This is a genomic window from Pantoea sp. Ft-CA_14, assembly GCF_024520875.1.
In the GTDB taxonomy this organism is placed as follows: domain Bacteria; phylum Pseudomonadota; class Gammaproteobacteria; order Enterobacterales; family Enterobacteriaceae; genus Pantoea; species Pantoea agglomerans.
The window spans coordinates 1-23620 of the sequence record NZ_JALNPM010000010.1 but is presented as its reverse complement, the minus strand read 5'-3'; the positions used below and the strand labels follow the sequence as shown (position 1 = coordinate 23620).

General features: G+C 55.2%; 24 protein-coding genes and 1 other RNA gene. 14 read left to right on the top strand and 11 right to left on the bottom strand.

Annotated elements, in window-relative coordinates; all coding sequences use genetic code 11:
* Positions 1–28: 28 nt before the first annotated feature.
* The 3 genes from tal to amiA form a co-directional block, all read right to left on the bottom strand.
* Complete coding sequence (gene tal / locus NR195_RS15310; RefSeq protein WP_010259954.1) at positions 29–979, bottom strand: transaldolase; 951 nt, start codon at positions 977–979, stop codon at positions 29–31.
* A 346-nt stretch (positions 980–1325) separates the two neighbouring features.
* Positions 1326–2240: an oxygen-dependent coproporphyrinogen oxidase gene (gene hemF / locus NR195_RS15305; protein ID WP_010671360.1), complete on the bottom strand. Its 915-nt coding sequence runs from the start codon at positions 2238–2240 to the stop codon at positions 1326–1328.
* A gap of 100 nt (positions 2241–2340) precedes the next feature.
* Positions 2341–3189, bottom strand: coding sequence for an N-acetylmuramoyl-L-alanine amidase AmiA (gene amiA, locus NR195_RS15300; protein ID WP_010259947.1), 849 nt, complete (start codon positions 3187–3189; stop codon positions 2341–2343).
* Between the two features lie 208 nt (positions 3190–3397).
* Between amiA and NR195_RS15295 the strand changes: the two genes are divergently transcribed.
* The 10 genes from NR195_RS15295 (at position 3398) to NR195_RS15250 (ending at position 12171) form a co-directional block, all read left to right on the top strand.
* Positions 3398–3823: a GNAT family acetyltransferase gene (locus tag NR195_RS15295; RefSeq protein WP_003848834.1), complete on the top strand. Its 426-nt coding sequence runs from the start codon at positions 3398–3400 to the stop codon at positions 3821–3823.
* Complete coding sequence (locus NR195_RS15290; RefSeq protein ID WP_010259942.1) at positions 3813–4280, top strand: DUF2919 family protein; 468 nt, start codon at positions 3813–3815, stop codon at positions 4278–4280. Before NR195_RS15295 ends, NR195_RS15290 begins: the two co-directional genes overlap by 11 nt.
* A gap of 65 nt (positions 4281–4345) precedes the next feature.
* Positions 4346–4963 carry an RpoE-regulated lipoprotein gene (locus NR195_RS15285; RefSeq protein WP_256844680.1) on the top strand — a complete coding sequence of 206 codons (618 nt, stop codon included), beginning with the start codon at positions 4346–4348 and terminating at the stop codon, positions 4961–4963.
* A 253-nt stretch (positions 4964–5216) separates the two neighbouring features.
* Positions 5217–6233: a sulfate ABC transporter substrate-binding protein gene (locus NR195_RS15280; protein ID WP_033758584.1), complete on the top strand. Its 1017-nt coding sequence runs from the start codon at positions 5217–5219 to the stop codon at positions 6231–6233.
* Positions 6233–7066, top strand: coding sequence for a sulfate/thiosulfate ABC transporter permease CysT (gene cysT / locus NR195_RS15275; RefSeq protein ID WP_010259932.1), 834 nt, complete (start codon positions 6233–6235; stop codon positions 7064–7066). The genes NR195_RS15280 and cysT overlap by 1 nt, the downstream gene beginning before the upstream one ends.
* The gene (gene cysW, locus NR195_RS15270) at positions 7066–7941 is read left to right on the top strand and encodes a sulfate/thiosulfate ABC transporter permease CysW (protein WP_010259929.1); all 876 of its coding nucleotides are present in this window, start codon (positions 7066–7068) and stop codon (positions 7939–7941) included. Before cysT ends, cysW begins: the two co-directional genes overlap by 1 nt.
* A complete protein-coding gene (cysA, locus tag NR195_RS15265; RefSeq protein ID WP_010259925.1) occupies positions 7931–9019 on the top strand; it encodes a sulfate/thiosulfate ABC transporter ATP-binding protein CysA in 1089 nt (362 codons plus the stop codon). Before cysW ends, cysA begins: the two co-directional genes overlap by 11 nt.
* Before the next feature lie 81 nt (positions 9020–9100).
* On the top strand, positions 9101–9985 hold the full coding sequence (gene cysM / locus NR195_RS15260; RefSeq protein WP_010259921.1) for a cysteine synthase CysM: 885 nt from the start codon (positions 9101–9103) through the stop codon (positions 9983–9985).
* 168 nt (positions 9986–10153) lie between these two features.
* Complete coding sequence (locus NR195_RS15255) at positions 10154–10834, top strand: response regulator transcription factor (protein WP_010671364.1); 681 nt, start codon at positions 10154–10156, stop codon at positions 10832–10834.
* Positions 10831–12171 (top strand): ATP-binding protein, encoded by a 1341-nt coding sequence (locus NR195_RS15250; RefSeq protein ID WP_256844679.1) that lies wholly within the window; start codon positions 10831–10833, stop codon positions 12169–12171. The genes NR195_RS15255 and NR195_RS15250 overlap by 4 nt, the downstream gene beginning before the upstream one ends.
* Before the next feature lie 61 nt (positions 12172–12232).
* Here the strand turns inward: NR195_RS15250 and crr are convergent, their stop codons facing one another.
* The 5 genes from crr to cysZ all read right to left on the bottom strand — a co-directional run bounded on the left by crr (position 12233) and on the right by cysZ (position 17187).
* A complete protein-coding gene (crr, locus tag NR195_RS15245) occupies positions 12233–12733 on the bottom strand; it encodes a PTS glucose transporter subunit IIA (RefSeq protein WP_010259911.1) in 501 nt (166 codons plus the stop codon).
* Positions 12734–12775: 42 nt separating this feature from the next.
* Entirely contained in the window at positions 12776–14503 is a 1728-nt protein-coding gene (gene ptsI / locus NR195_RS15240; protein ID WP_010259908.1) for a phosphoenolpyruvate-protein phosphotransferase PtsI, read from the bottom strand.
* A 161-nt stretch (positions 14504–14664) separates the two neighbouring features.
* Positions 14665–14922 carry a phosphocarrier protein Hpr gene (gene ptsH / locus NR195_RS15235; RefSeq protein ID WP_003848868.1) on the bottom strand — a complete coding sequence of 86 codons (258 nt, stop codon included), beginning with the start codon at positions 14920–14922 and terminating at the stop codon, positions 14665–14667.
* 387 nt (positions 14923–15309) lie between these two features.
* The gene (gene cysK, locus NR195_RS15230; RefSeq protein WP_010671366.1) at positions 15310–16278 is read right to left on the bottom strand and encodes a cysteine synthase A; all 969 of its coding nucleotides are present in this window, start codon (positions 16276–16278) and stop codon (positions 15310–15312) included.
* Between the two features lie 141 nt (positions 16279–16419).
* Positions 16420–17187, bottom strand: a complete 768-nt coding sequence (cysZ, locus tag NR195_RS15225; RefSeq protein ID WP_033772369.1) for a sulfate transporter CysZ — start codon at positions 17185–17187, stop codon at positions 16420–16422.
* Between the two features lie 218 nt (positions 17188–17405).
* Between cysZ and zipA the strand changes: the two genes are divergently transcribed.
* The 3 genes from zipA (at position 17406) to NR195_RS15210 (ending at position 20719) form a co-directional block, all read left to right on the top strand.
* Entirely contained in the window at positions 17406–18404 is a 999-nt protein-coding gene (gene zipA / locus NR195_RS15220) for a cell division protein ZipA (RefSeq protein ID WP_022624162.1), read from the top strand.
* Positions 18405–18480: 76 nt separating this feature from the next.
* The gene (gene ligA, locus NR195_RS15215) at positions 18481–20508 is read left to right on the top strand and encodes an NAD-dependent DNA ligase LigA (RefSeq protein WP_256844678.1); all 2028 of its coding nucleotides are present in this window, start codon (positions 18481–18483) and stop codon (positions 20506–20508) included.
* Positions 20501–20719 carry a DUF3820 family protein gene (locus NR195_RS15210; protein ID WP_003848878.1) on the top strand — a complete coding sequence of 73 codons (219 nt, stop codon included), beginning with the start codon at positions 20501–20503 and terminating at the stop codon, positions 20717–20719. The genes ligA and NR195_RS15210 overlap by 8 nt, the downstream gene beginning before the upstream one ends.
* Before the next feature lie 27 nt (positions 20720–20746).
* On the opposite strand, the gene NR195_RS15205 is transcribed toward NR195_RS15210, so the two are convergent.
* Positions 20747–21760 carry a bile acid:sodium symporter family protein gene (locus NR195_RS15205; RefSeq protein WP_010671370.1) on the bottom strand — a complete coding sequence of 338 codons (1014 nt, stop codon included), beginning with the start codon at positions 21758–21760 and terminating at the stop codon, positions 20747–20749.
* A 95-nt stretch (positions 21761–21855) separates the two neighbouring features.
* Between NR195_RS15205 and NR195_RS15200 the strand changes: the two genes are divergently transcribed.
* Positions 21856–22776 (top strand): LysR family transcriptional regulator, encoded by a 921-nt coding sequence (locus NR195_RS15200; protein ID WP_010259882.1) that lies wholly within the window; start codon positions 21856–21858, stop codon positions 22774–22776.
* Here NR195_RS15200 and NR195_RS15195 read toward each other — a convergent pair.
* Both NR195_RS15195 and NR195_RS15190 read right to left on the bottom strand, forming a co-directional pair.
* A complete protein-coding gene (locus NR195_RS15195) occupies positions 22773–23114 on the bottom strand; it encodes a FlxA-like family protein (RefSeq protein ID WP_010259880.1) in 342 nt (113 codons plus the stop codon). The two genes, NR195_RS15200 and NR195_RS15195, sit on opposite strands and share 4 nt — an antisense overlap.
* A gap of 254 nt (positions 23115–23368) precedes the next feature.
* Positions 23369–23504, bottom strand: a non-coding RNA gene (locus tag NR195_RS15190) — RtT sRNA.
* Between the last annotated feature and the right edge of the window lie 116 nt (positions 23505–23620).

Here is a 23620-nt window from a genome sequence, read left to right as displayed (position 1 = left end):
GGAAAGTCCCGCCCGACTAAAATAAAGACTACAGGCGTGCGGCGAGCACATCTTCCAGCTTCTGCTGGTCAACCGCGAACTGGCGGATGCCGTCAGAGAGTTTTTCAACTGCCATTGGATCCTGATTATGTTCCCAACGGAACTCCGCCTCGGAGAGCGGCGACGGCTGGTGGAAACCTTCAGTTGAAGGCTCCAGTTTGCGCTCAAGCGGCGCATCACTGTTCTGCAACTCTTCCAGCAGGTTAGGTGACAGGGTCAGGCGGTCGCAGCCCGCCAGCGCGATAATCTGCTCCACTTTACGGAAGCTGGCGCCCATGATGATGGTGCTGTAACGGTGCTTCTTGTAGTAATCGTAGATGCGACGCACGGATTTCACGCCCGGATCTTCATCCGCCACATAGGGGTCCATGGGTTTGCGCGAGTTATACCAGTCGTAGATGCGGCCAACGAACGGGGAGATCAGGAACACGCCCGCTTCGGCACAGGCACGCGCCTGAGCAAAGGAGAAGAGCAGTGTCAGGTTGCACTGGATGCCGTTTTTCTCCAGCTCTTCCGCTGCGCGGATGCCTTCCCAGGTTGAGGCCAGCTTAATCAGTACGCGTGAGCGATCGATACCGTGCTCTTCATACATCCGAATCAGTTTTTCTGCTTTGGTCACACACATGCCACGATCGAAGGAGAGGCGCGCATCCACTTCGGTCGAAACACGGCCCGGTATGCTTTTCAGGATTTCCATACCAAGGTTGATCGCCACTTTGTCGCTGGCGTTGATAATCTGCGTCTCTTTGCTGCCGCCCTGTTTTTTGGCGTACTCAATCGCGTCATCCATCAGGTGCTTATACCCTTCGAGACCGGACGCTTTCAGAATGAGTGAGGGGTTGGTGGTGGCGTCTTCCGGATGGTAATTACGAATCGATTCGATATCACCACTGTCCGCCACCACGGTGGTGAACTGTTTTAGGGCTTCTAGCTGGTTCATCTCTAAACTCCTTGAAAAGAAAAATGAAAGCGAACAGGGGGCACCTCAGGCCTCGCAGCCGGTCTGTGGCATGTTCTGCTACCGGGAACGCGAACCCATAACATTGCAACAGAGAGTTTCTGATGAACATGCGGTTTCTCTGATTGTTGCGCTGCGAGGCGGTGCGAAGGAGCCGTCATGCGGTGTTAACCGTGGGGTGCGCCATATTCCACCCATAAGCATAGCAGTCAGGAGGAATGACGCAGGCCACACTGTAGCAATCTGTGCCCTGTAAAAAAGAAGAGGCCGATCAGGCGAGAGGTAAGCGCAGCGCGGGTTGAGACCCGCGCTGCAGCGGCAGAAACGATCAGACTGGCAGATTCAGCCAGTTCTTCACCGGCAGGAAATCGCGATAGAGGGCGGCTTCAGGTGAGTCGGCATCGGGCTGATAATCATATTCCCAGCGCACCAGCGGGGGCATCGACATCAGGATCGACTCAGTGCGACCGCCGGTCTGCAGACCAAACAGCGTGCCGCGGTCCCACACCAGATTAAACTCCACATAGCGGCCACGGCGATAGAGCTGGAACTGACGCTCACGATCGCCCCACGGGTGATCTTTACGGCGCGCCACAATCGGCCGATAGGCATCCATAAAGCCGCGGCCTACCGCCTGCATAAAGCTGAAGCTCTGCTCAAAGTCGGGCGTATTGAGATCGTCAAAAAACAGGCCGCCAATGCCGCGCTGCTCATCACGATGCTTCAGATAGAAATAGTCATCACACCACTTTTTATAGCGCGGATAGACATCCTCGCCAAAAGGCTGGCAGAGGTCAGCGGCGGTCTGGTGCCAGTGCAGCGCATCTTCTTCGAAGCCATAAAAAGGGGTCAGGTCAAATCCGCCACCAAACCACCAGACGGGATCGGCACCCGGTTTTTCCGCGATAAAAAAGCGCACGTTGGCGTGGCTGGTAGGTACATAGGGATTGTTCGGGTGGATCACCAGCGACACGCCCATCGCTTCAAAGCTGCGACCCGCCAGCTCCGGCCGGTGTGCAGTGGCGGATGCCGGCATCTGATCGCCATGCACGTGCGAAAAGTTGACGCCCGCCTGCTCAAACACCGCGCCGTTGCGCAGCACGCGGCTCTGACCGCCGCCGCCGCCAGGGCGCTGCCAGCTATCTTCAGCAAACGCTGCGCCGCCATCTTCAGCCGCCAGCTGGTTACAAATCTCATCCTGCAATGCGAGCAGGAACGCTTTTACGCGGGAAATATCAGCCATTTTTTCGCTTATGGTTTGTCAAAGTCTGACGCGATTATACGCAAAACCGCGCCGCTTGCATGAGTGCGGCGAGTCGCACGGCCTGAACCGACGACACGCATCAGGCGTTGCGGCGATCAAACTCATCAAAGTAATTGACGATGCCGCTGGCAATAGCCGAGGCGATTTTCTGACGAAACGCGGTGGTGCCGAGCAGCTGCTCTTCACGCGGATTAGTAATAAAGGAGGTTTCGACCAGCACCGAGGGGATCGACGGTGACTTGAGTACTGCGAAGGCCGCCTGCTCGGTGTGCTGGCTGTGAAGATGATGAACCGGGCGGATCTGATCCAGTACATGCTTGCCCAGCGTCAGGCTGTTTTTGATGGTGTCCGTCTGCACCAGATCGAACAGGATCTGCTGCAGATAGTGATCCTGCTGCTGCGCTTTCACGCCACCCAGCTTGTCCGCATCGTTCTCCCGCTGTGACAGATAGCGCGCCATCGAGCTGCTGGCACCGCGATTAGAGAGCGCAAACACCGAGGCACCGCTGGCATCGGGACTGGTAAAACCGTCGGCATGAATCGACATAAAGAGATCTGCGCCGTGCTGGTGGGCGATCTCCACCCGCTGATAGAGCGGAATAAAGTGGTCGCTGTCGCGGGTCAGACGCACTTCTATGCGCGGATGGCTCTGTAGCTGACGCTGCACGTTACCGGCAATCTCCAGCACGATGTGTTTCTCTTCTGAACCCTCTTCGCCAACGGCACCAGAGTCGATGCCGCCGTGACCGGGGTCGATCATCACGATACGTTTCCCGTTCTTTGCGGGCGGGGCAGGGCGCGAGTGACGATTTGCACCAGTAAGCGCAGACTGCTCTTTAGCCTGAACCGCGCGCGGCGATAAAATGGCCAGAGCCAGCCCGGAAAGCAGTAACTGACGGCGATGAATCAAACGTTTAAGCAGGTGCATGTGCGGGTCCGGTAACAGGAATCTTGCCGGTGTTATAGCCTAAGGGGCTGCTGCCTGCGATCACAGAACCATTTCAGGGCATTACTTTGTATTGCAGGTCGCGAACAGTAAATTTGCGCTTTTTTTATTTGTCGCCCGTCATGGAGGGTTGCGTGCGGCAGAGAATGCGTGATAATCAGCAAATTGTGCTTATTTGCAGGTAAAGAAGATGGAAATCCGCGCCTTCCGCCAGGAAGATTTTGAAGAAGTGATCACCTTATGGGAACGTTGCGATTTGTTACGGCCATGGAACGATCCTGAGCTGGATATCGAACGCAAAATGAATCACGACCCCGATCTCTTTCTGGTCGCTGAAGTGGGCGGCGTGGTCGTTGGCACACTGATGGGCGGCTATGATGGCCATCGCGGCGCGGCTTACTATCTGGCCGTGCATCCCGACTATCAGGGACGCGGCTTTGCGAATGCGCTGATGAACCGTCTGGAGAAGAAGCTTATCGCGCGCGGCTGTCCGAAACTGCATCTGATGATCCGTGAAGAGAATGATCAGGTGGTGGCGTTCTATGAGAAGCTTGATTATGAGCCGGTCGATGCGCTGCTGTTTGGTAAACGTCTGATCGAAGATCGTGAATACTAAGCCGTCACCGGGCTATCTGCCGGACGAGTATGACGCCAGAGGGCAGCTGCGGCTGCCGTTTCTTTTTTGGCTGATCCTGTTACTCCAGGCGCGGACCTGGCTGCTGCTGGTGATGGCCGGGGCGTCTCGGCAGCAGGGCAACGATCTGCTGGCGCTGTTCTATCCGGATCGTCAGGCGTTCTGGATCGGCCTTGCGCTGGGTTTACCGGCGCTGGCAGGCCTGCTGCTGACCGGCTATCGCACCCGCCTGCCACGACTCTGGCAGCACTGGCGCAGCGTGCTGGCGCTGTCGCTGCTGGTGAATCTGCTCTGGCAGGGAATGCAGTTTGTGCAGGGCGATCTGCTCACCTCACCGCTGCCATTGCTGCTGACGCTCTTTGACCTGCTGGCGCTGATCTGGCTGCAATCCAGCCGCCGCTGTCGCGACTGCTTTCTGCCCGAACATCATCTTCACTAAACTTTTTGTCGCTTTGCGACTCCAATCAGTTCCGCCTTTCCGGCATCGCATTTACAGGAGTTCTCATGAAAGCTGTTCGTTCCACGCTACTGATCGCCGCGGTTGTACTGAGCGGTTGTGCCAGTTCGGGTTCCGGCGCTGACAGCAGCCAGCAGGCAAGCTGGTGGAATCCGCTGACGTATCACTGGTCTTCGGCGCTGCCGTGGAACTGGTTCGGTTCCTCGCTGACCGCGACTGAACAGGGTGTGGGTGGGTTAACTGCCTCGACCGCCATGAAAGAGGACGCGATTAATGCCGGACTGAACGGTGACTATAGCCTGCGTCAGGGCATGCGCAGCCAGAACGGTCAGGTGGTCTCTTTCTGGCAGGCGCTGGATGATGGCAAAGTTAAGCTGGTGATTTACGGGCAGTCGCAGGTCGAACGTATTGAGGTCATGGACAGCGCAATCGCCAGCAGCGATGGCAGCAAAGTGGGTGATGCCTTCAGTAATAAGTTCAGCAAAGCCTTCGACAACTGCACCTTAGCCAGCGGCACCGATGCACGTGACGTGGCGTGCCGTGCGCCTGACAGTCAGCATCTGACCTATGTTTATCAGGGTGACTGGCATGGACCAGAGGGATTAATGCCCTCGGACGATACGCTGAAAAGCTGGAAAATCAGCAAGATTGTCTGGCAGCGTTAATCCCTCGTCTTCAGCGCGCCGCCCGTCAGGCGGCCGCTGAGCCTCTCAAAACCTTTGCCGGCGCGCACGGCACGGGGTTCCTCCTCCCTATCGGCTTTTGCTGATTTCTGCATAAACAGTGCCGTCGTCTTATGCTTTTTTCGACTTTGAAATCATCAAACGATATATAAAACCGTTACTGGTTTTCACTGAGTTATAAATAAACTGGTGCCTCAGCGGGTGAGATCCGCATCAAACTTTTTCAGGGTGCCAAATGACATTACAAGCGATGAAAAAAATCGTGAGCGGTATCGCGTTGTCGCTGAGCCTGGCCGGCGCAGCCAATGCCACTGAACTCCTTAATAGCTCTTACGATGTTTCGCGGGAGCTGTTTGTCGCCCTGAATGCTCCCTTCGTTAAACAGTGGGATGCCAGCCATCCCGGCGATCCACTGACCATTAAGATGTCGCACGCCGGTTCATCGAAGCAGGCGCTGGCTATCCTGCAGGGACTGCGCGCGGATGTCGTCACATACAATCAGGTTACGGATGTGCAGGTGCTGCACGATAAAGGCAACCTGATTGCCGCAGACTGGAAAAGCCGTCTGCCGAATAACAGCTCGCCTTTCTACTCCACCATGGCGTTTCTGGTGCGCAAAGGGAATCCAAAACAGATTCACGACTGGTCAGATTTGACCCGCAGTGATGTGAAGCTGATTTTCCCGAATCCGAAAACCTCAGGTAATGGCCGCTACACCTATCTGGCCGCCTGGGGCGCAGCGGAGAAAGCGGACGGGGGCGATCAGGCCAAAACCCGTGCCTTTATGACGCAATTTCTGAAAAACGTTGAAGTATTCGACACCGGTGGTCGCGGTGCCACCACGACCTTTGCTGAGCGTGGCCTGGGCGACGTATTAATTAGCTTTGAGTCCGAAGTGAATAACATCCGCAACCAGTACGGCAAAGATGAGTATGAAGTGGTGGTGCCGAAAACCAACATTCTGGCGGAGTTTCCGGTGGCATGGGTGGATAAAAACGTCGCCACCAATAAAACCGCTGATGCGGCCAGCGCTTATCTGAACTATCTCTATACACCTGAAGCGCAGAATATTATTACTCACTACTACTATCGCGTGAACAATGCACAGCTGATGGCGGAGCAGAAAGATCGCTTCCCGCAGACCAGCCTGTTCCGGGTGGAAGAGGCGTTTGGCGGCTGGGATAAGGTGATGAAGACGCACTTCGTCAGCGGCGGTGAGCTTGATAAGTTGTTAGCGGCGGGGCGCGGATAATGTTTGCAGCCAGCCAGAAACGCGTGTTGCCCGGCTTTGGTCTCAGCCTCGGCACCAGTCTGCTCTTTACCTGTCTGATTCTGCTGCTGCCTATCAGCGCGGTGATCATGCAGCTGTCGCAGATGACGCTGCAACAGTACTGGGATGTGGTGACCAATCCGCAGCTGATTGCCGCCTATAAAGTAACGCTGCTCTCTGCAGGCGTCGCCTCACTGTTTAATGCGGTGTTCGGCATGCTGATGGCATGGATCCTGACCCGTTACCGTTTTCCGGGCCGGACGCTGCTGGATGGCCTGATGGATCTGCCGTTTGCACTGCCTACGGCGGTGGCGGGTCTGACCCTGGCCGGACTCTTTTCGGTCAACGGCTGGTATGGACAGTGGTTCGCTCAGTTCGACATCAAAATCTCTTACACCTGGATTGGTATCGCCATCGCCATGGCCTTTACCAGCATTCCGTTTGTGGTGCGTACCGTACAGCCGGTGCTGGAAGAGTTAGGCCCGGAGTATGAAGAGGCGGCCGAAACGCTGGGTGCCACGCCATGGCAGAGCTTCCGCCGCGTCGTGTTGCCGGAAGTGGCTCCGGCGCTGCTGGCCGGGACTGCGCTCTCCTTTACCCGCAGCCTGGGTGAATTTGGTGCGGTGATCTTTATTGCCGGTAACATCGCCTGGAAAACGGAAGTCACCTCACTGATGATTTTTGTCCGGCTGCAGGAGTTCGACTATCCGGCGGCCAGCGCCATCGCCTCGGTGATCCTGGCGGCATCGCTGATTCTGTTATTTGCGATTAACACATTACAGAGCCGCTTTGGCCGTCGTCTGGGAGGTCACTAATGGCTGAGGTTTCACAGATTAATCACGCTGCACGTCAGCCAGTGAACTGGGGCAAGTGGCTGCTGATTAGTATCGGCGCGCTGATCTCGATTCTGCTGCTGGTGGTGCCGATGGCCTCCATCTTCTGGGAAGCGCTGAATCAGGGGCTGATTGTCGCTCTCAGCAATCTGGCGGATCCGGACATGCTGCACGCCATCTGGCTGACCGTGATGGTGGCGTTGATCACCGTACCGGTTAACCTGGTGTTCGGCACGCTGCTCGCCTGGCTGGTGACGCGCTTCACCTTTCCGGGGCGTCAGTTGCTGCTGACCCTGTTTGATATTCCTTTTGCCGTGTCGCCGGTTGTGGCCGGTCTGATGTATCTGCTGTTCTGGGGCGTTAATGGCCCGGCAGGCGGCTGGCTGGATGCGCATAACATCCAGATTATGTTTGCCTGGCCTGGCATGGTGCTGGCGACGGTGTTTGTGACCTGTCCGTTTGTGGTGCGCGAACTGGTCCCGGTGATGCTGAGTCAGGGCAGTCACGAAGATGAAGCGGCAGTGCTGCTGGGCGCCTCTGGCTGGCAGATGTTCCGCCGCGTAACGCTGCCGAACATTCGCTGGGCGCTGCTGTATGGCATCGTGCTGACCAACGCCCGTGCGATTGGTGAATTTGGTGCGGTCTCGGTGGTATCGGGATCGATTCGCGGTGAGACCTACACGTTACCGCTTCAGGTTGAATTATTGCATCAGGACTACAACACCGTTGGCGCGTTTACCGCGGCCGCCCTGTTAACCCTGATGGCAATTGTGACGCTGTTTCTGAAAAGTATTGTGCAGTGGCGTTTAGAGCAACAGCACAAACGCCTGCAACAGGAGGGAAATCATGAGCATTGAGATTAACAAGATCAACAAATCCTTTGGTCGCACATCGGTGCTGAACGATATCTCTCTGGATATTGCCTCGGGTGAAATGGTGGCGCTGCTTGGCCCATCAGGCTCGGGTAAAACCACGCTGCTGCGCATCATTGCCGGGCTGGAGCATCAGAACAGCGGTCACATCCGTTTTCATGGCAACGATGTCAGCCGCCTGCATGCGCGCGATCGTCAGGTCGGTTTTGTCTTCCAGCACTACGCACTGTTCCGTCATATGACGGTATTCGACAACATCGCCTTTGGCCTGACCGTGCTGCCACGTCGTGAGCGTCCTTCAACGGCGGAGATCAAACAGCGTGTTACCCGTCTGCTGGAGATGGTGCAGCTGGCTCATCTGGCGAATCGCTTCCCGGCACAGCTGTCGGGCGGCCAGAAACAGCGTGTGGCGCTGGCGCGTGCGTTAGCGGTTGAACCGCAGATTCTGCTGCTGGATGAACCCTTTGGCGCGCTGGATGCTCAGGTGCGTAAAGAGCTGCGCCGCTGGCTGCGTCAGCTGCATGAAGAGCTGAAATTCACCAGCGTGTTTGTCACCCACGACCAGGAAGAGGCGATGGAAGTGGCAGATCGCGTGGTGGTGATGAGCCAGGGCAACATCGAGCAGGTCGGCACGCCAGATGATGTGTGGCGCGATCCGGCGACCCGTTTTGTGCTGGAATTCCTGGGTGAAGTGAACCGCTTTGATGGCGAGATTCAGGGATCACAGTTCCACGTTGGCGCGCACCACTGGCCGCTGGGCTATACCTCGGCCCACCAGGGCGCGGTTGAGCTGTTCCTGCGTCCGTGGGAAATCGACGTGTCACGCCGCAGCAGTCTGGAAACCCCGCTGCCGGTACAGGTACTGGAAGTGAGCCCGCGTGGACACTTCTGGCAGCTGGTCGTCCAGCCTGCAGGCTGGCAAAGCGAGCCGGTCTCGGTGGTGTTTGAAGGTGAGCAGACAGCGCCGATTCGCGGCGAGCGTCTGTTTGTTGGCTTGCAGCAGGCGCGTCTCTATAAGGGCGATACGCCACTGCGCGCAGTTGCCTTTGCACAAAGCGCCTGATATTTTCTCTTCAACACCGGGCGGGAGTGACACTCCCGCCTTTTTTTCGCATCTGGTTTGTAAGATGCCAGGAACCGCACCGTGACGACTCTCGAAAATACCATCGGCAATACCCCGCTGATTAAGTTGCAGCGCCTGACGCCCGCCAACGGCAGCGAGGTCTGGCTCAAGCTGGAAGGCAATAATCCGGCAGGTTCGGTAAAAGATCGCGCGGCCTGGTCGATGATCAATCAGGCAGAGCTGCGTGGTGATATTGCACCTGGCGATCAGCTGATTGAAGCTACCAGCGGCAACACCGGGATTGCGCTGGCGATGATCGCGGCGATGAAAGGCTACCGACTTCGCCTGCTGATGCCCGACAACATGAGTCAGGAGCGGCAGGACGCGATGCGCGCCTATGGCGCAGAGTTAATCCTGGTGCCACGTGAACAGGGCATGGAGGGCGCACGCGATCTGGCCCAGGCGATGGCGGCGCGCGGTGAAGGCCGGGTGCTGGACCAGTTTAATAATCCCGATAATCCGCTGGGTCACTATCAGACCACCGGCCCGGAATTGTGGCAGCAGTCGAACCAGCGCATGACTCATTTTGTCTCCAGCATGGGCACCACCGGCACCATTACCGGCGTAGGACGATATCTGAAAGAGCTCAACACGGGCGTGCAGGTGATCGGTTTGCAGCCCAGCGAAGGCAGCAGTATTCCGGGTATTCGTCGCTGGCCGCTGGCCTATCTGCCGGGGATCTACCGTCCCGATCTGGTGGATGATGTGATGGATATGACGCAAAAGGAAGCGGAAGAGACGATGCGCGCGCTGGCACGCCGTGAAGGCATTTTCTGTGGCGTCAGTTCAGGCGGCGCGGTGGCGGGAGCGCTGCGCATCGCGCAGGCCAATCCTGGCAGCGTGGTGGTGGCGATCGCCTGCGATCGTGGTGACCGTTATCTCTCTACCGGACTCTACCATCAGTAACCTCTGCCGATGCGGAATCAGGCCTGTGCGTGCATTTACTGCCCACAGGCCTTTTTTTAACCACAATTTTCGGTGCCAGACAGACTGAATCTGTAAGGATCGCGTAAATCAGGCTGCGCGAATGTTCAGCACAGGACAAAATAGCGGCAATTCTCCAGAGAGATAACCATGAAAATTTTGCTTGTTGATGATGATGTTGAATTAGGCACGATGTTAAGCCAGTACCTGATCGGGGAAGGGTTTGATGCTCAGCTGGTTCTGACCGGCAGCGCCGGCGTGCAGGGCGCGTTATCGGGAGAGTTCACCGCCATGATCCTGGACATTATGCTGCCCGACATGAGCGGCATTGATGTGTTGCGTCAGGTGCGCCAGAACAGCCGGATACCGGTGATTATGCTGACCGCCAAAGGCGATAATATTGATCGCGTGATCGGTCTGGAGATGGGCGCGGATGACTATATGCCCAAGCCCTGCTATCCCCGAGAGCTGGTGGCACGACTGCGCGCCGTATTGCGCCGTTTCGAAGAGCAGGCGCCACAGCCAGACGCCAGAGAGCCGCTGCGCTGGGGGGAACTGATGCTTAATCCCGCCACCCGCATAAGCGAATGGCAGGGTAAAACCTTTGATCTCACAGCGTCGGAATTTAATCTGCTGGATCTGCTGCTGCGTGCGCCGGACAGAGTGGTGTCAAAAGATGAGCTCTCTGAAAAGGGACTCGGTCGTCCGCGTGAAGCCTATGACCGCAGCGTCGATGTACATATCAGTAACATTCGTCAGAAGCTCAGTGCATTAACCGCTGACAGCATCAACATCGAAACCGTTCGCAGCATCGGTTACCGTATTCGATGAAACAGAGTTACCGTGGACGCATGTTCTGGAAGATCTTTATCGGCTTCTGGATCGTTTTTGTCATCATGAGCCAGCTTATCTGGCTCGGCTTTACGCTCTCCGGTAAACGGCATGAACCGCCTGAACTCGTGGCTATCCGCCGTATTGTGGATCTGCAGATGACCTCCGCCGCGTCAGTGCTGGAGCGGGGCGGGCCTGATGCGCTGAATGCGATGCTCTCGGACTGGGATAACAGCGACCGGCAGTTCTTCCACGTTACCCAACAGACAAAACCGTCACAATCAGAAAACAGCGGCAACCTGGATATCAGAGGGCGTTTTCCTGAAGAGGTGGTGCGCTGGGTTCGCGGCGCGGATGGCAAAGCCTATAAGCTGCGCTACGACCTGGATGGCATGCGTAAAGACAGTACGCTGAACATGATGCCGCGCAAATTTCTGAATATTCCTGAGCCGATGTTTGTCTTCGCTGGCTCGGTAGGGTTGCTGTTCAGTCTGCTTCTGGCCTGGAATCTGACGCGACCTATGCGTCAGCTGCGGGAAGGATTTTCCCGCGTGGCTGAGGGCGATTTAAGCGTGCGGCTGTTTCCGATCATGCGTAAGCGCCACGACGAGATCTCAAACGTCGCTGAAGCCTTTGACGCCATGGTCGAGCGGCTCGATACCCTGGTGCGCGCCCGTGAAGAACTGTTGCATGATATCTCACATGAGCTTCGTTCACCGCTGGCGCGACTGCAGCTGGCGACCGGGCTGGCCAGACAGACGCCAGAAAGTGTGAATAGTTCGCTTGATCGCATTGATGAAGAGGCGCGTCGGCTGGACAAGATGATCGGTGAACTGCTGACACTGTCGCGGGCTGAGCATGAAAGCATCCCGGATGAGCAATATTTTGATCTGACCGGCTTGCTGCAGGCGGTTATTACCGATGTCCGTTATGAAGCGCAGATCCCAGGCGTGCAGGTAGAGTTGCAGGTCGACGATCGGGCTGATTACACCGTGCGGGGCAATGCAGAGCTGATACGGCGCGGAGCAGAGAATGTATTACGCAATGCGCTGCGCTTCTCTCAGCCAGGGCAGCGGATTGATGTTCATCTGCGCACAGAACAGCAGTGGCTGGTGATTCAGGTGCGCGATCAGGGGCCGGGTGTCGATGAGGATAAACTCTCCAGCATCTTTGACCCGTTTGTGCGGGTGAATTCGCCGCTGATGGGCAAAGGTTATGGTCTGGGACTGGCTATCGTGCGCAAGGTGGTGCTGGCGCATCATGGTGAGGTCGAGGCAAGAAACCGGCCAGAAGGCGGACTGGAACTGACGCTGCGTCTGCCGCACTGGCAGCCCTGAACAGGCAGAAAGAAGAAACGATAACGGCACCCGCGGGTGCCGTTATGTTATGAACGAATGCTTACTTTCTGATGCGAATCACCGGCGTTTCGCCGACGGTGACCTGGCCAGTCAGCTTAATCAATTCCTTGATTTCATCCATGTTGGAGATGACAACCGGTGTCAGGGTTGATTTCGCTTTCTCTTCCAGCAACGGCAGGTCGAACTCGATAACCACGTCGCCTTTTTTGACCTTCTGGCCTTCTTCAGCGATGCGTTTGAAGCCTTCACCTTTCAGTTCAACCGTATCGATACCGAAGTGGACGAACAGCTCAATGCCATTGTCTGATTCGATCGAAAAAGCGTGATTGGTTTCAAAAATCTTACCGATAGTGCCATCAACAGGAGCAACCATTTTGTTGCCGCTGGGCTTGATCGCAATACCGTCGCCCACGATTTTTTCTGCAAACACCACATCTGGTACGTCTTCAATGTTCACGATTTCGCCTGACAGAGGCGCTACGATGTCAATTGTCCCAGCGCTATCCGTTTTTTCGCCAAAAAGTTTAGAAAACAAACCCATGATCTTCTCCTAAGCAGTAATTTGGGGCCAGCATCATGCGGATTAGCAGAGCGTTTTTTCCTTAATGAACTTGTTTACCAGGTTCATTAAATCTTCCGCTGTCGGTTGAGCCAGTGCCTGCTCCGCCAATGCCTTCGCATCTTCAAAATTAGTATTACGAATGATTTTCTTGATGCCAGGGATAGAAATGGCACTCATGCTGAACTCGTCCAGCCCCATTCCCAGTAACAGTAGTGTAGCACGTTCATCACCTGCCAGCTCACCACACATGCCGGTCCATTTACCTTCAGCGTGAGATGCATCAATGACTTGCTTGATTAAGTTAAGCACAGACGGCGCCATTGGGTTGTACAGGTGCGAGATCAAATCATTACCACGATCGACCGCCAGAGTATACTGCGTCAGATCGTTTGTCCCAATACTGAAGAAGTCGACTTCCTTCGCCAGATGATGAGCAATCACGGCTGAAGCCGGGGTTTCCACCATGATGCCGACTTCAATGCTCTCATCAAAGGCTTTACCTTCTTCACGCAACTGCGCTTTCAGCAGTTCCAGTTCCGCTTTCAGGCTGCGTACTTCTTCAACCGAAATAATCATCGGGAACATGATGCGCAGTTTACCGAAAGAGGAGGCGCGCAGGATGGCACGCAGCTGCGCATGCAGAATCTCTTTGCGGTCCATGGCGATACGGATAGCGCGCCAGCCGAGGAACGGGTTCTCTTCTTTTGGCAGGTTCATGTAAGGCAGATCTTTGTCGCCGCCGATGTCCATGGTACGCACGATAACGGCCTGTGAACCCATGGCTTCAGCGACGGCTTTGTAAGCCTGGAACTGCTCTTCTTCGCTTGGCAGTGAGTCACGATCCATAAACAGGAATTCGGTGCGGTAGAGACCCACGCCTTCAGCGCCGTTACGTTCAGCACCGGCGATATCGCGCACAGTACCGATGTTGGCGCAGACTTCAACCTGATGACCATCCAGCGTAACGGCTGGCAGATCTTTCAGCTTAGCTAATTCATGTTTTTCCGACAGATACTGGTTCTGTACGGCTTTCAGCTCTTCCTGAATCGCTTCTGAAGGATTGACGTGAATCGCATTGTTAACGCCATCCAGAATCAGGAAATCGCCATTTTTAACCGTGACGGTCACATTGCCGGTACCAACAATGGCTGGGATCTCCAGCGAGCGCGCCATGATTGAGGTATGTGAGGTACGGCCACCCAGATCGGTGATAAAGCCCAGCACCTTCTTCAGGTTCAGCTGTGCGGTTTCTGACGGCGTTAAATCTTTTGCCACCAGAATGGATTCGTCCGGAATAGCGCTCAGGTCAACGATATGCAGACCGAGGATGTTTTGCAGCAGACGTTTACCGATGTCACGTACGTCAGCCGCACGCTCTTTAAGATATTCGTCATCTAACTCCTCCAGTGCTTTCGCCTGGCCATCGATAACCGAGTAAGCAGCAGCATCGGCAGAAGCGTGATCTTTTTTGATCAGGTCGATGATTTCCTGCTCCAGCTCTTCATCTTCCAGCAACATAATGTGGCCTTCGAAGATTGCTGCTTTCTCTTCACCGAGGGTTTCACCCGCTTTGACGCGAATCGCTTCCAGTTGTAATGCCGCTTTGCTGCGGCCATCGAGGAAGCGCTGGACTTCCTGCTCAACCTGGTCATCAGAAATTTTCTTGCGGTTGATGACGATCTCGTCTTCTTTCAGCAGCAGTGCTTTGCCGAAAGCGATACCTGGTGATGCTAAAATGCCTGAAATCATAACGCTACCTTTTAATCACGATGGCTGATGGGACTCTGTGCGGTGCCATTGTCGCGGGACACGTACTCTACGAAAGCAATAACGCGGACAGGTTGTCCGCGATCAAGATGTTTGCACTCAATGGCGCAGAGGAGTCGATTTGCTGGAGAGCTGAGCGGAGATTACTCCAGTTCAGCCATCAGTTTGACCAGATGCTCAACTGCTTTCTGCTCGTCTTCACCTTCCGCGGAAAGGGTCACAACCGTTCCCTGGGTTAAACCCAGTGTCTGCAGCTTGAACAGGCTCTTCGCGCTCGCTGATTTACCGTTAGAGGTCACGGTAATTTCTGACTGGAAAGCTTTGGCTTCTTTAACGAATTGCGCAGCTGGGCGAGTGTGCAGACCGTTTGGTGCAGTAATGGTAACTTCTTGCTGGAACATTCTATTTCCCCAACGTTATCAGGATGAGTGTTATGGATCTAAAGTCTAGCCTGGAGCCTTTACTTTAGCCTGTGTAGGTGCGCGGGTATAGCTTCATGCTGACCAAAGACGCGCATGCGTCAAATCTACAGTCCGTTGCGTCTCAAAACCGATTCTACACGTCACCGGTTAATTATGCCGTGATTCGCCGTTTCACTGAATCCGTAAATCGATTCAGCTTGATCCACTTCAAACGCGGATTAATTTCAGGCATCGAAATAATTGGCAGTCTAAATACCAGAGCGGCGTCACTGAAATCAATCTGCCGGGTGATGAAAGTGAGATCTGCACCACAAAAAAGCACCCGATTGGGTGCTTTTTTCTCCATTTTCGGACTATCGGCCTCTGCTACTGAAGCTCTTTTTCAGTGAAGAGATCGGCAAACAGGGCGGTACTCAGATAGCGTTCACCGGAGGAGGGGAGGATCACCACAATATTTTTGTTGGCGAAGGCTTCATCTTCCTGCAGCTTCAGCGCCGCGGCAACGGCAGCACCGGATGAGATACCGGCCAGAATACCTTCCTCTTCCATCAGCCGACGCGCCGTACTGATCGCTTCTTCATTGGTGATGGCCACGACGCGGTCCACCAGATTCAGCTCAAGGTTGCCCGGGATAAAGCCTGCGCCGATACCCTGAATTTTGTGTGGGCCGGGCTTGATCTCATCGCCCGCCAGCGCCTGAGCAATCACCGGGGAATCGGTCGGCTCAACCGCGACGGTAATCAGATCTTTTTTGCCTTTGGTGTTTTTGATGTAGCGGCTCACGCCGGTCAGCGTACCGCCGGTTCCGACACCGGCAATAAAGACATCCACTTCGCCGTCCGTGTCTTCCCAGATTTCCGGGCCGGTGGTCTTTTCATGGATTTCCGGGTTGGCCGGGTTGCTGAACTGCTGCAGCAGCACATATTTATCCGGATTGCTGGCAACAACCTCTTCAGCTTTGCTGATGGCACCTTTCATGCCTTTGGTGCCTTCGGTCAGTATCAGCGTCGCGCCCAGCGCCTTCAGCAATTTACGGCGCTCCACTGACATGGTTTCTGGCATCGTCAGCGTTAATTTATAACCACGCGCTGCGGCGACATAGGCCAGAGCAATACCGGTGTTGCCGCTGGTCGGTTCAACCAGTTCAACACCCGGTTTCAGAATACCGCGTTTTTCTGCGTCCCAAATCATATTGGCACCGATACGGCATTTTACGCTGAAGCTCGGGTTACGGGATTCAACTTTCGCAAGGATGCGGCCGTTACCGATGCGGTTCAGTCGAACCAATGGCGTATGACCAATTGTCAAAGAGTTGTCTTCATAGATCTTACTCATAGCCTGTCCTTAACTGTATGAATTATTGGGAACCCTATGAGCATACCTTTTCTGCCTGGTGGCGGAAGGAAAGAAATCGTATATCTATATGTCGCCCGGCAATAAGCCCTGCTAAAAAGAGCATAAGGCGCGCTGATGAATTTAACGCAACTCATGACGTGCCAGCGTTGACCGGTAGCGATCGACCCACATGGCGGTGGCACCGCAGACGGCAACCGGCATGATCACCAGGTTCAGAACCGGGATCATGGTGAACAGACTGATTAGCGCGCCAAACTGCATATTGGCCGTTTTGTGTTGACGCAGGGCGTTGCGCATCTGCTGAAACGGCACTTTGTGGTTATCGAACGGATAGTCGCAATACTGGATGGACAACATCCAGGCGCTGAACAGGAACCACAGCACCGGCGCAACGGTCTGGCCAAAGCCAGGAATAAAGTAGAGCAGCAGCAGTCCCAGCGCGCGGGGCAGGTAATAACCCAGTTTTTGCATCTCGCGCTTCATAATGCGCGGCACATCCTTGATCATTCCAGCCCAGCCGCTGTCCGGCAGAGGCTTGCCTGTCAGGCGGCCTTCCAGCTGCTCGGCCAGCAGGCCGCAAAACGGAGCGGCAATTAAGTTTGCCAGGGTCGAAAAGAAGTAGCTAAACACCAGCACAATCGCAATCACCGACAGCGGCCATAACAGATAGCTCAGCCACTGCAGCCAGTCCGGAATATGGGCCATCAGACGCGGGATCCAGTCACCGAGACGATAGAAAAGCCAGATGAAAGCGCCACCCAGCATCACGATATTGATCAGCAACGGCATCACCACAAAGCGGCGAATGCCAGGCAGACGTACCAGTTTCCAGCCCTGGCTAAAGTAGTGCATGCCGTTAAAATTTGAGACGGAATTCTCAAGGGCCATAAAGCCAGTTCTCCTGAAGATGTTAAGGCGCGCCCACTATAACCTGGCTTTTTCTCCAGGCCAGGTGCCGTTTGGGTAAAAAAACAGCGAAAAAGCGTGGGTTGCCTATCTTATTTGTCAGAAAATAGTGCACAGACTTGCACTTGTGTAGCAGGGCAAATACAGTTAGAGGATAAAGTTTGCCGCGGTGGCAAGGTATTGGAACAACAGAGAATACAATGATGCAGGATTTGCGTCTGATATTAATCGTTGTTGGCGCGATCGCCATTATAGCGCTCCTTCTTCACGGGCTGTGGACCAGCCGTAAAGAGCGTTCGTCAGTGTTCCGCGATCGCCCGCACAAACGTCTAAAACAACGTGATGAAAATGATGAGCAGGACCTGATTGACGACGAGGATGATGGCGTCGGCGAGGTTCGCGTTCGTTCTGATCGCAACGTACATCAGGAACCGCGTTTCGATGAGATTCGCGAGCCACAGCCAGAAGCGCCGCGTAAGCCTGCGCCCGCTGAGCCTGTGCGTCAGCCTGCGCCACGACCCGCACCTCAACCCGAACCTGAAAGCGACCCGCTTTTTAACACGGCACCGCAGCCTGCTCCGCAGTCGCGCCCTGAACCGGTTCGTCAGCAGCCCGCACCCACTTTTGTCGCGCCGCCCGTTCAGGCCGACCCGCTGCTGGATCTCGACCCGCTGGAATCTGTACAGCCAGCACCGCAGTACCAGGCAGAACCTGAGCCGCAGCCTGAAGTGACACCGGCTCCCGCGCCAGCACAGCCTGCTGCTAAAGCGCCAGCGGAAAAACCGAAAGAAGCGGTACTGGTGCTGCATGTTGCCGCACACTCGGGCGGTGAACTGAACGGTGAGGCACTACTGCAGGGTATTCTCCAGGCGGGCTTCCAGTTTGGTGAAATGAACATTTTCCATCGTCATCTCAGTCCGGCTGGCAGCGGCCCGGTATTGTTCAGTCTGGCCAATATGGTTAAGCCGGGCTCATTCAATCCTGACCTGATGACCGATTTCAGCACGCCTGGCATCTCTATCTTTATGATGGTGCCTTCTTATGGCGATGCGAATCAGAACTTCAAGCTGATGCTGCAGTCGGCTCAGCGTATCGCTGATGATGTAGGTGGCGTGGTGCTGGATGATGAGCGTCGCATGATGACGCCACAGAAGCTGGAAACTTACAAAGCGCGTATCCGCGATGTGGTTGGCGTCTGAGACCTGCGCTAAACGCTATCTGAATTGTTAAAAACAAACCCCCGCCTGTCGGGGGTTTTTTATCTGATGGGGCTTTATGAAATCCGTCCAGGATCACATCACCGAACTGCGCACCACGTTGCGCCATCATGAATATCTCTATCACGTTATGGATGCGCCGGAAGTGCCGGATGCTGAATACGATCGTCTGATGCGCGAACTGCGTCAGCTGGAAGAGGAACACCCGGATCTCATTACGCCAGACTCGCCGACACAACGCGTGGGTGCCGCGCCGCTGACGGTCTTCGAGCAGGTGCGCCATGAAGTCCCGATGCTGTCGCTGGATAACGCCTTTGATGAAGCCACGTTTATGGCTTTCAACAAGCGGGTGCAGGATCGCCTGAAAAGCAGTGACGACATAACCTACTGCTGTGAACTCAAGCTCGATGGCGCTGCGGTCAGCCTGATGTATGAAAATGGTCTGCTGGTCCAGGCCGCAACGCGCGGTGACGGCACAACCGGCGAGAACATTACCGCCAATGTCCGCACCATTCGCGCTATCCCGCTGCGGCTTAAAGGCGACAACATTCCGGCACGGCTGGAAGTGCGTGGCGAAATATTTATGACGCAGCGCGGCTTTGAAAAGCTGAATGAGGAAGCACGCCGGGCTGATGGCAAAGTCTTTGCTAATCCGCGCAATGCAGCAGCCGGTTCTCTGCGTCAGCTGGATCCGCGCATTACCGCCAAACGTCCGCTGACCTTCTTCTGCTACGGTTTTGGCCTGCTGGAAGGCGGTGAGATGCCGCACAGTCACATGGGGCGTCTGCAACAGTTTAAAGCCTGGGGCCTGCCGGTCAGCGACCGCATTAAGCTGGTGCACAACGCAGAAGAAGCCCTGGCCTTCTATCGTGATATTGAGCAACAGCGTCCGAATCTGGGTTTTGATATTGATGGCGTGGTGATCAAAGTCGATTCACAGGAACTGCAGGAAAAACTGGGCTTTGTGGCGCGCGCGCCGCGCTGGGCGATTGCCTTTAAATTCCCGGCACAGGAACAACTGACCTGGGTGCGGGACGTCGAATTTCAGGTTGGCCGCACCGGGGCTATCACACCGGTGGCTCGCCTTGAGCCGGTGCAGGTCGCGGGCGTGATCGTCAGCAATGCCACGCTGCATAACGCGGATGAAATCGAGCGGCTGGGATTACGCATCGGGGATCGGGTCGTTATTCGCCGCGCCGGTGATGTGATCCCGCAGGTGGTCAACGTGGTGATGGCCGAGCGCCCTGAACAGACGCGTGAAGTCCTGTTCCCGGCACACTGTCCGGTCTGTGGTTCCGAAGTAGAACGGGTCGAAGGGGAATCGGTCACGCGCTGCACGGGCGGTTTAATCTGCGGTGCTCAGCGCAAAGAGGCGCTGAAGCATTTTGTCTCGCGCCGGGCACTGGATGTTGATGGCATGGGCGATAAGATTATCGACCAGCTGGTGGAGAAAGAGTACGTCAACACGCCAGCGGATCTGTTCCGTCTCACGGCGGGCAAACTGACCGGACTGGATCGCATGGGGCCGAAATCGGCGCAAAACGTTGTCGACGCGCTGGAGAAAGCGAAATCGACTACGCTGGCGCGTTTCCTCTATGCACTGGGCATTCGTGAAGTGGGTGAAGCCACCGCTGCCAATCTGGCTAACCATTTTGGTGAGTTGCAGAAGGTCATGGATGCCGATCTTGAGGCGCTGATTGCGGTGCCGGATGTCGGCAAAGTCGTTGCGGCACACGTGCGCAACTTCATGGAAGAGGAAAGCAACCGTGAGGTTATCCGCCAGCTGGTCGAGGATATCGGTATTCACTGGCCGCAGGTGGTGGTGGTGAGAGCCGAAGAGATCGACAGTCCGTTCGCGGGTAAAACGGTGGTGCTGACCGGCTCACTGTCGCAGATGAACCGCGATGATGCCAAAGCGCAGCTGATCGCGCTGGGCGCAAAAGTCAGCGGCAGTGTCTCAAAGAAAACTGATTTGCTGATTGCCGGTGAAGCGGCTGGTTCAAAGCTGGCGAAAGCAGCGGAGCTTGGCATTGAAGTGATTGATGAAGCGGAAATGATCCGCCTGCTGGGAGCCTCAGATGGATGAACATCAGCTGGTGGCGATAGCCAATACGCCTATGCCGTTTGGCAAATATAAGGGGCGGATGCTGATCGATCTGCCTGAGCCTTATCTGCTGTGGTTTGCCCGCAGTGGGGACTTTCCGTCTGGTCTGCTGGGTGATCTCATGCAACTCACCCTGACAATAAAAATTGAGGGTCTGGAAGGGTTAGTTAAACCGCTTCAGACCCGTAAGTAACGCTGCCCGCACTGGCGGGCAGCCGATCTATTTCTGAGACTCCATTACCGAATCCTTGACCTGCACAGCCTGCTGCTGCTTCTCATTGGTCTTCTTATAACGTCCGGCAATAAATGAGCAGACCATCAGCTGTACCTGATGGAAAATCATCAGCGGCAGCACAATAATCCCCACGGTACTGGCCGGGAACAGGATATTCGCCATCGGCACGCCATTCGCCAGACTCTTCTTCGAACCACAAAACAGCACCACAATCTCATCGGCGCGTTTAAAGCGGAACAGACGCGAGGCCAGCAGGTTGATAATCAGCACGGCGGTCAGCAGGATGATTGAGCCTGCCACAATCCACAGCAGCGTAATCAACCCAACGCGATGCCAGATGCCGTTAACCACCGCTTCACTGAAGGCGGAGTAGACCACCAGCAGAATGGAGGTCTGGTCGGTTTTGCCAATCAGGCTGCGGTGCTTCTCAACCCAGCCCCCGATCCAGCGCCGTGAGAGGTGTCCCAGCACGAAAGGCACCATCAGTTGCAGCATAATCTTCCCGATCTGCTCCAGTCCATCACTGGGCGCGCTGCTGTGAATATCCATCACCAGGTTCACCAGCAACGGCGAAATAAACACACCCAGCAGGCTTGATGCAGAGGCGCTGCATACCGCTGCCGCAACGTTACCGCCCGCCATGGAGGTAAACGCGATAGCGGATTGCACGGTCGCAGGCAGGATACAGAGGTAGATAAAGCCGGTATAAATTTCCGGGCCGACATTAACCGGATGCCACCAGACCAGCAACAGACCCAGCACCGGAAACAGCACAAAGGTGCTGAACATAATCCACAGATGCAACCGCCAGTGACTGCTGCCTGAGATGATCTTTTCACGCGACAGCTTGGCACCATGCATAAAGAACAGCAGTGCTATCGCTGCCGTCGCGAGATAGCTGAATATATCAACGTAGATCCCTCTGGCTGGCAGGAAAGAGGCCAGTAGCACAGTGATGATGAGTTTAACCATCATCGGATCGAGTTTTAAAAATCCCATTGTTAAATTCCGGTAAATTTTTCAATAGCGCGATTGTGCGTGAAACCTGTTTAGAAATAAAATTGATTTATTGAATTAATCTATGAGCGGAATCGATGAATTACACCCTGCGTCAGCTACGAACCTTTATTGCGGTGGCTCACTATGGCGGATTCAGCCAGGCGGGGCAGGCGATAGGTCTGAGTCAGTCGGCGGTCAGCCACAGTATTAAAGAGCTGGAAGCGGAAACCGGCGTGCGATTGCTGGATCGAACCACCCGGGAGGTGATGCTGACTGAAGCGGGAAAACAGCTGGCGTCACGCATGGAGCGCCTGCTGGAGGAGATTCATACCACGCTGCTGGATATCCGCAGTTTTGGCGAACAGCGCAGTGGTACCGTCAGGGTGGCAGCCAGCCAGACCATTTCCGCTCATCTGATGCCGCAATGTCTGGCCGCCAGCCAGCAACACTTTCCTGACATCAAAGTGATACTGCACGATCGCGCCCAGCAGTGGGTGCTGCAAAGTGTGCGTAACGCCGAAGTCGATTTCGGGATTGTGATTGGGCCACTCAGCGACAGCGATTTTGACAGCATCGCGATTCTGGATGAGCCTTTCCTGCTGCTATGCCGTGATGATGATCCGCTGGCGCAGGTGGAAAGGGCAGAATGGTCAATGCTGGATGGCCGCACCATGGTGCTTCAGGACTACGCTTCGGGCAGTCGGGTCCTCATTGATGCGGCGATGCAGCAGCAGAATATCAGGGCTGAAGTCGTTCAGGAGATTGGTCATCCCGCTACGCTGTTTCCGATGGTACAGGTGGGGATCGGCATCAGTATTCTGCCCGCGCTGGCGTTACCGTTACCGGCGGATCGCGCATTAACGGTGCGGCGTCTATATCCTGAAATCAATCGCAGCCTCACGCTGATCAAGCGTAAAAACCGTTCGCTGACGCCTGCTGCCGAAGCGATCTGGCAGGAGGTGCGCCAGCAGGCGACGCTGCTGGCGCAACAACGCGAGGCCAGGCCCGCATTTTAGATGTAGACATCAATTTTGTTGGTGTCGGTAGGGCGGTTAATCCCGTCTGCTTTGCTCTCACTGACGGACGAGCTGTCACTCTTTGGCTGATCCTGCTCGGCCTGCTTCTGTTCCAGCTGAGCAATCTGTGCCTGCAACATGGTGATTTGTGACTGATACATCTGCTGCATTTCAGACTTCTGTTCGTCAGTCAGTTCTTTGTTGTCGGCCAGCTCTTTGACTTGCGTTAAGACGTTCTGAATCTGTTTATTCAGCGCCGCGACCTGCGAGGCAACACTGCCGCCACCGCTGTCACCGCCACTGACTGCACTGCTTAGAATTCCGGAAATTGAAGACATCATTTTTCTCCCTGTAAGTTGTCAGATACGTTATCGGCACGCTGTGAAACGACTTGAGAGCTGAAATTGTTAAGGTTGCGAAAAGGCGAGAGCTTATCCAGTACCTTAGCAAAGGGCAGCTTCGCCCTTGCTCCCTGAGCCAGCACTTTGTTTAAAGTCTGAAATAGCTGGAAAAAGCAGTTTTACCCTGAAGCGCAGGAAATCTCTCAATAGCAGAAACGAATAAAGCGCCTTAAAGGCGCTTTATTCTGAATTGGTGGGTCGTGCAGGATAGCCTCGGCCCGTCGTGAGCCTCGCCCTGCGGGTGATGCTGTCGCATCAGCCTGAATCGCTCCCGGCGATTCAGGCGAACCTGCAGCAGGTTCTCATCCTGCACGGTAAAGTCCGTGCCGCGGAAACGAAAAAAGCGCCTTAAGGCGCTTTATTCTGAATTGGTGGGTCGTGCAGGATTCGAACCTGCGACCAATTGATTAAAAGTCAACTGCTCTACCAACTGAGCTAACGAC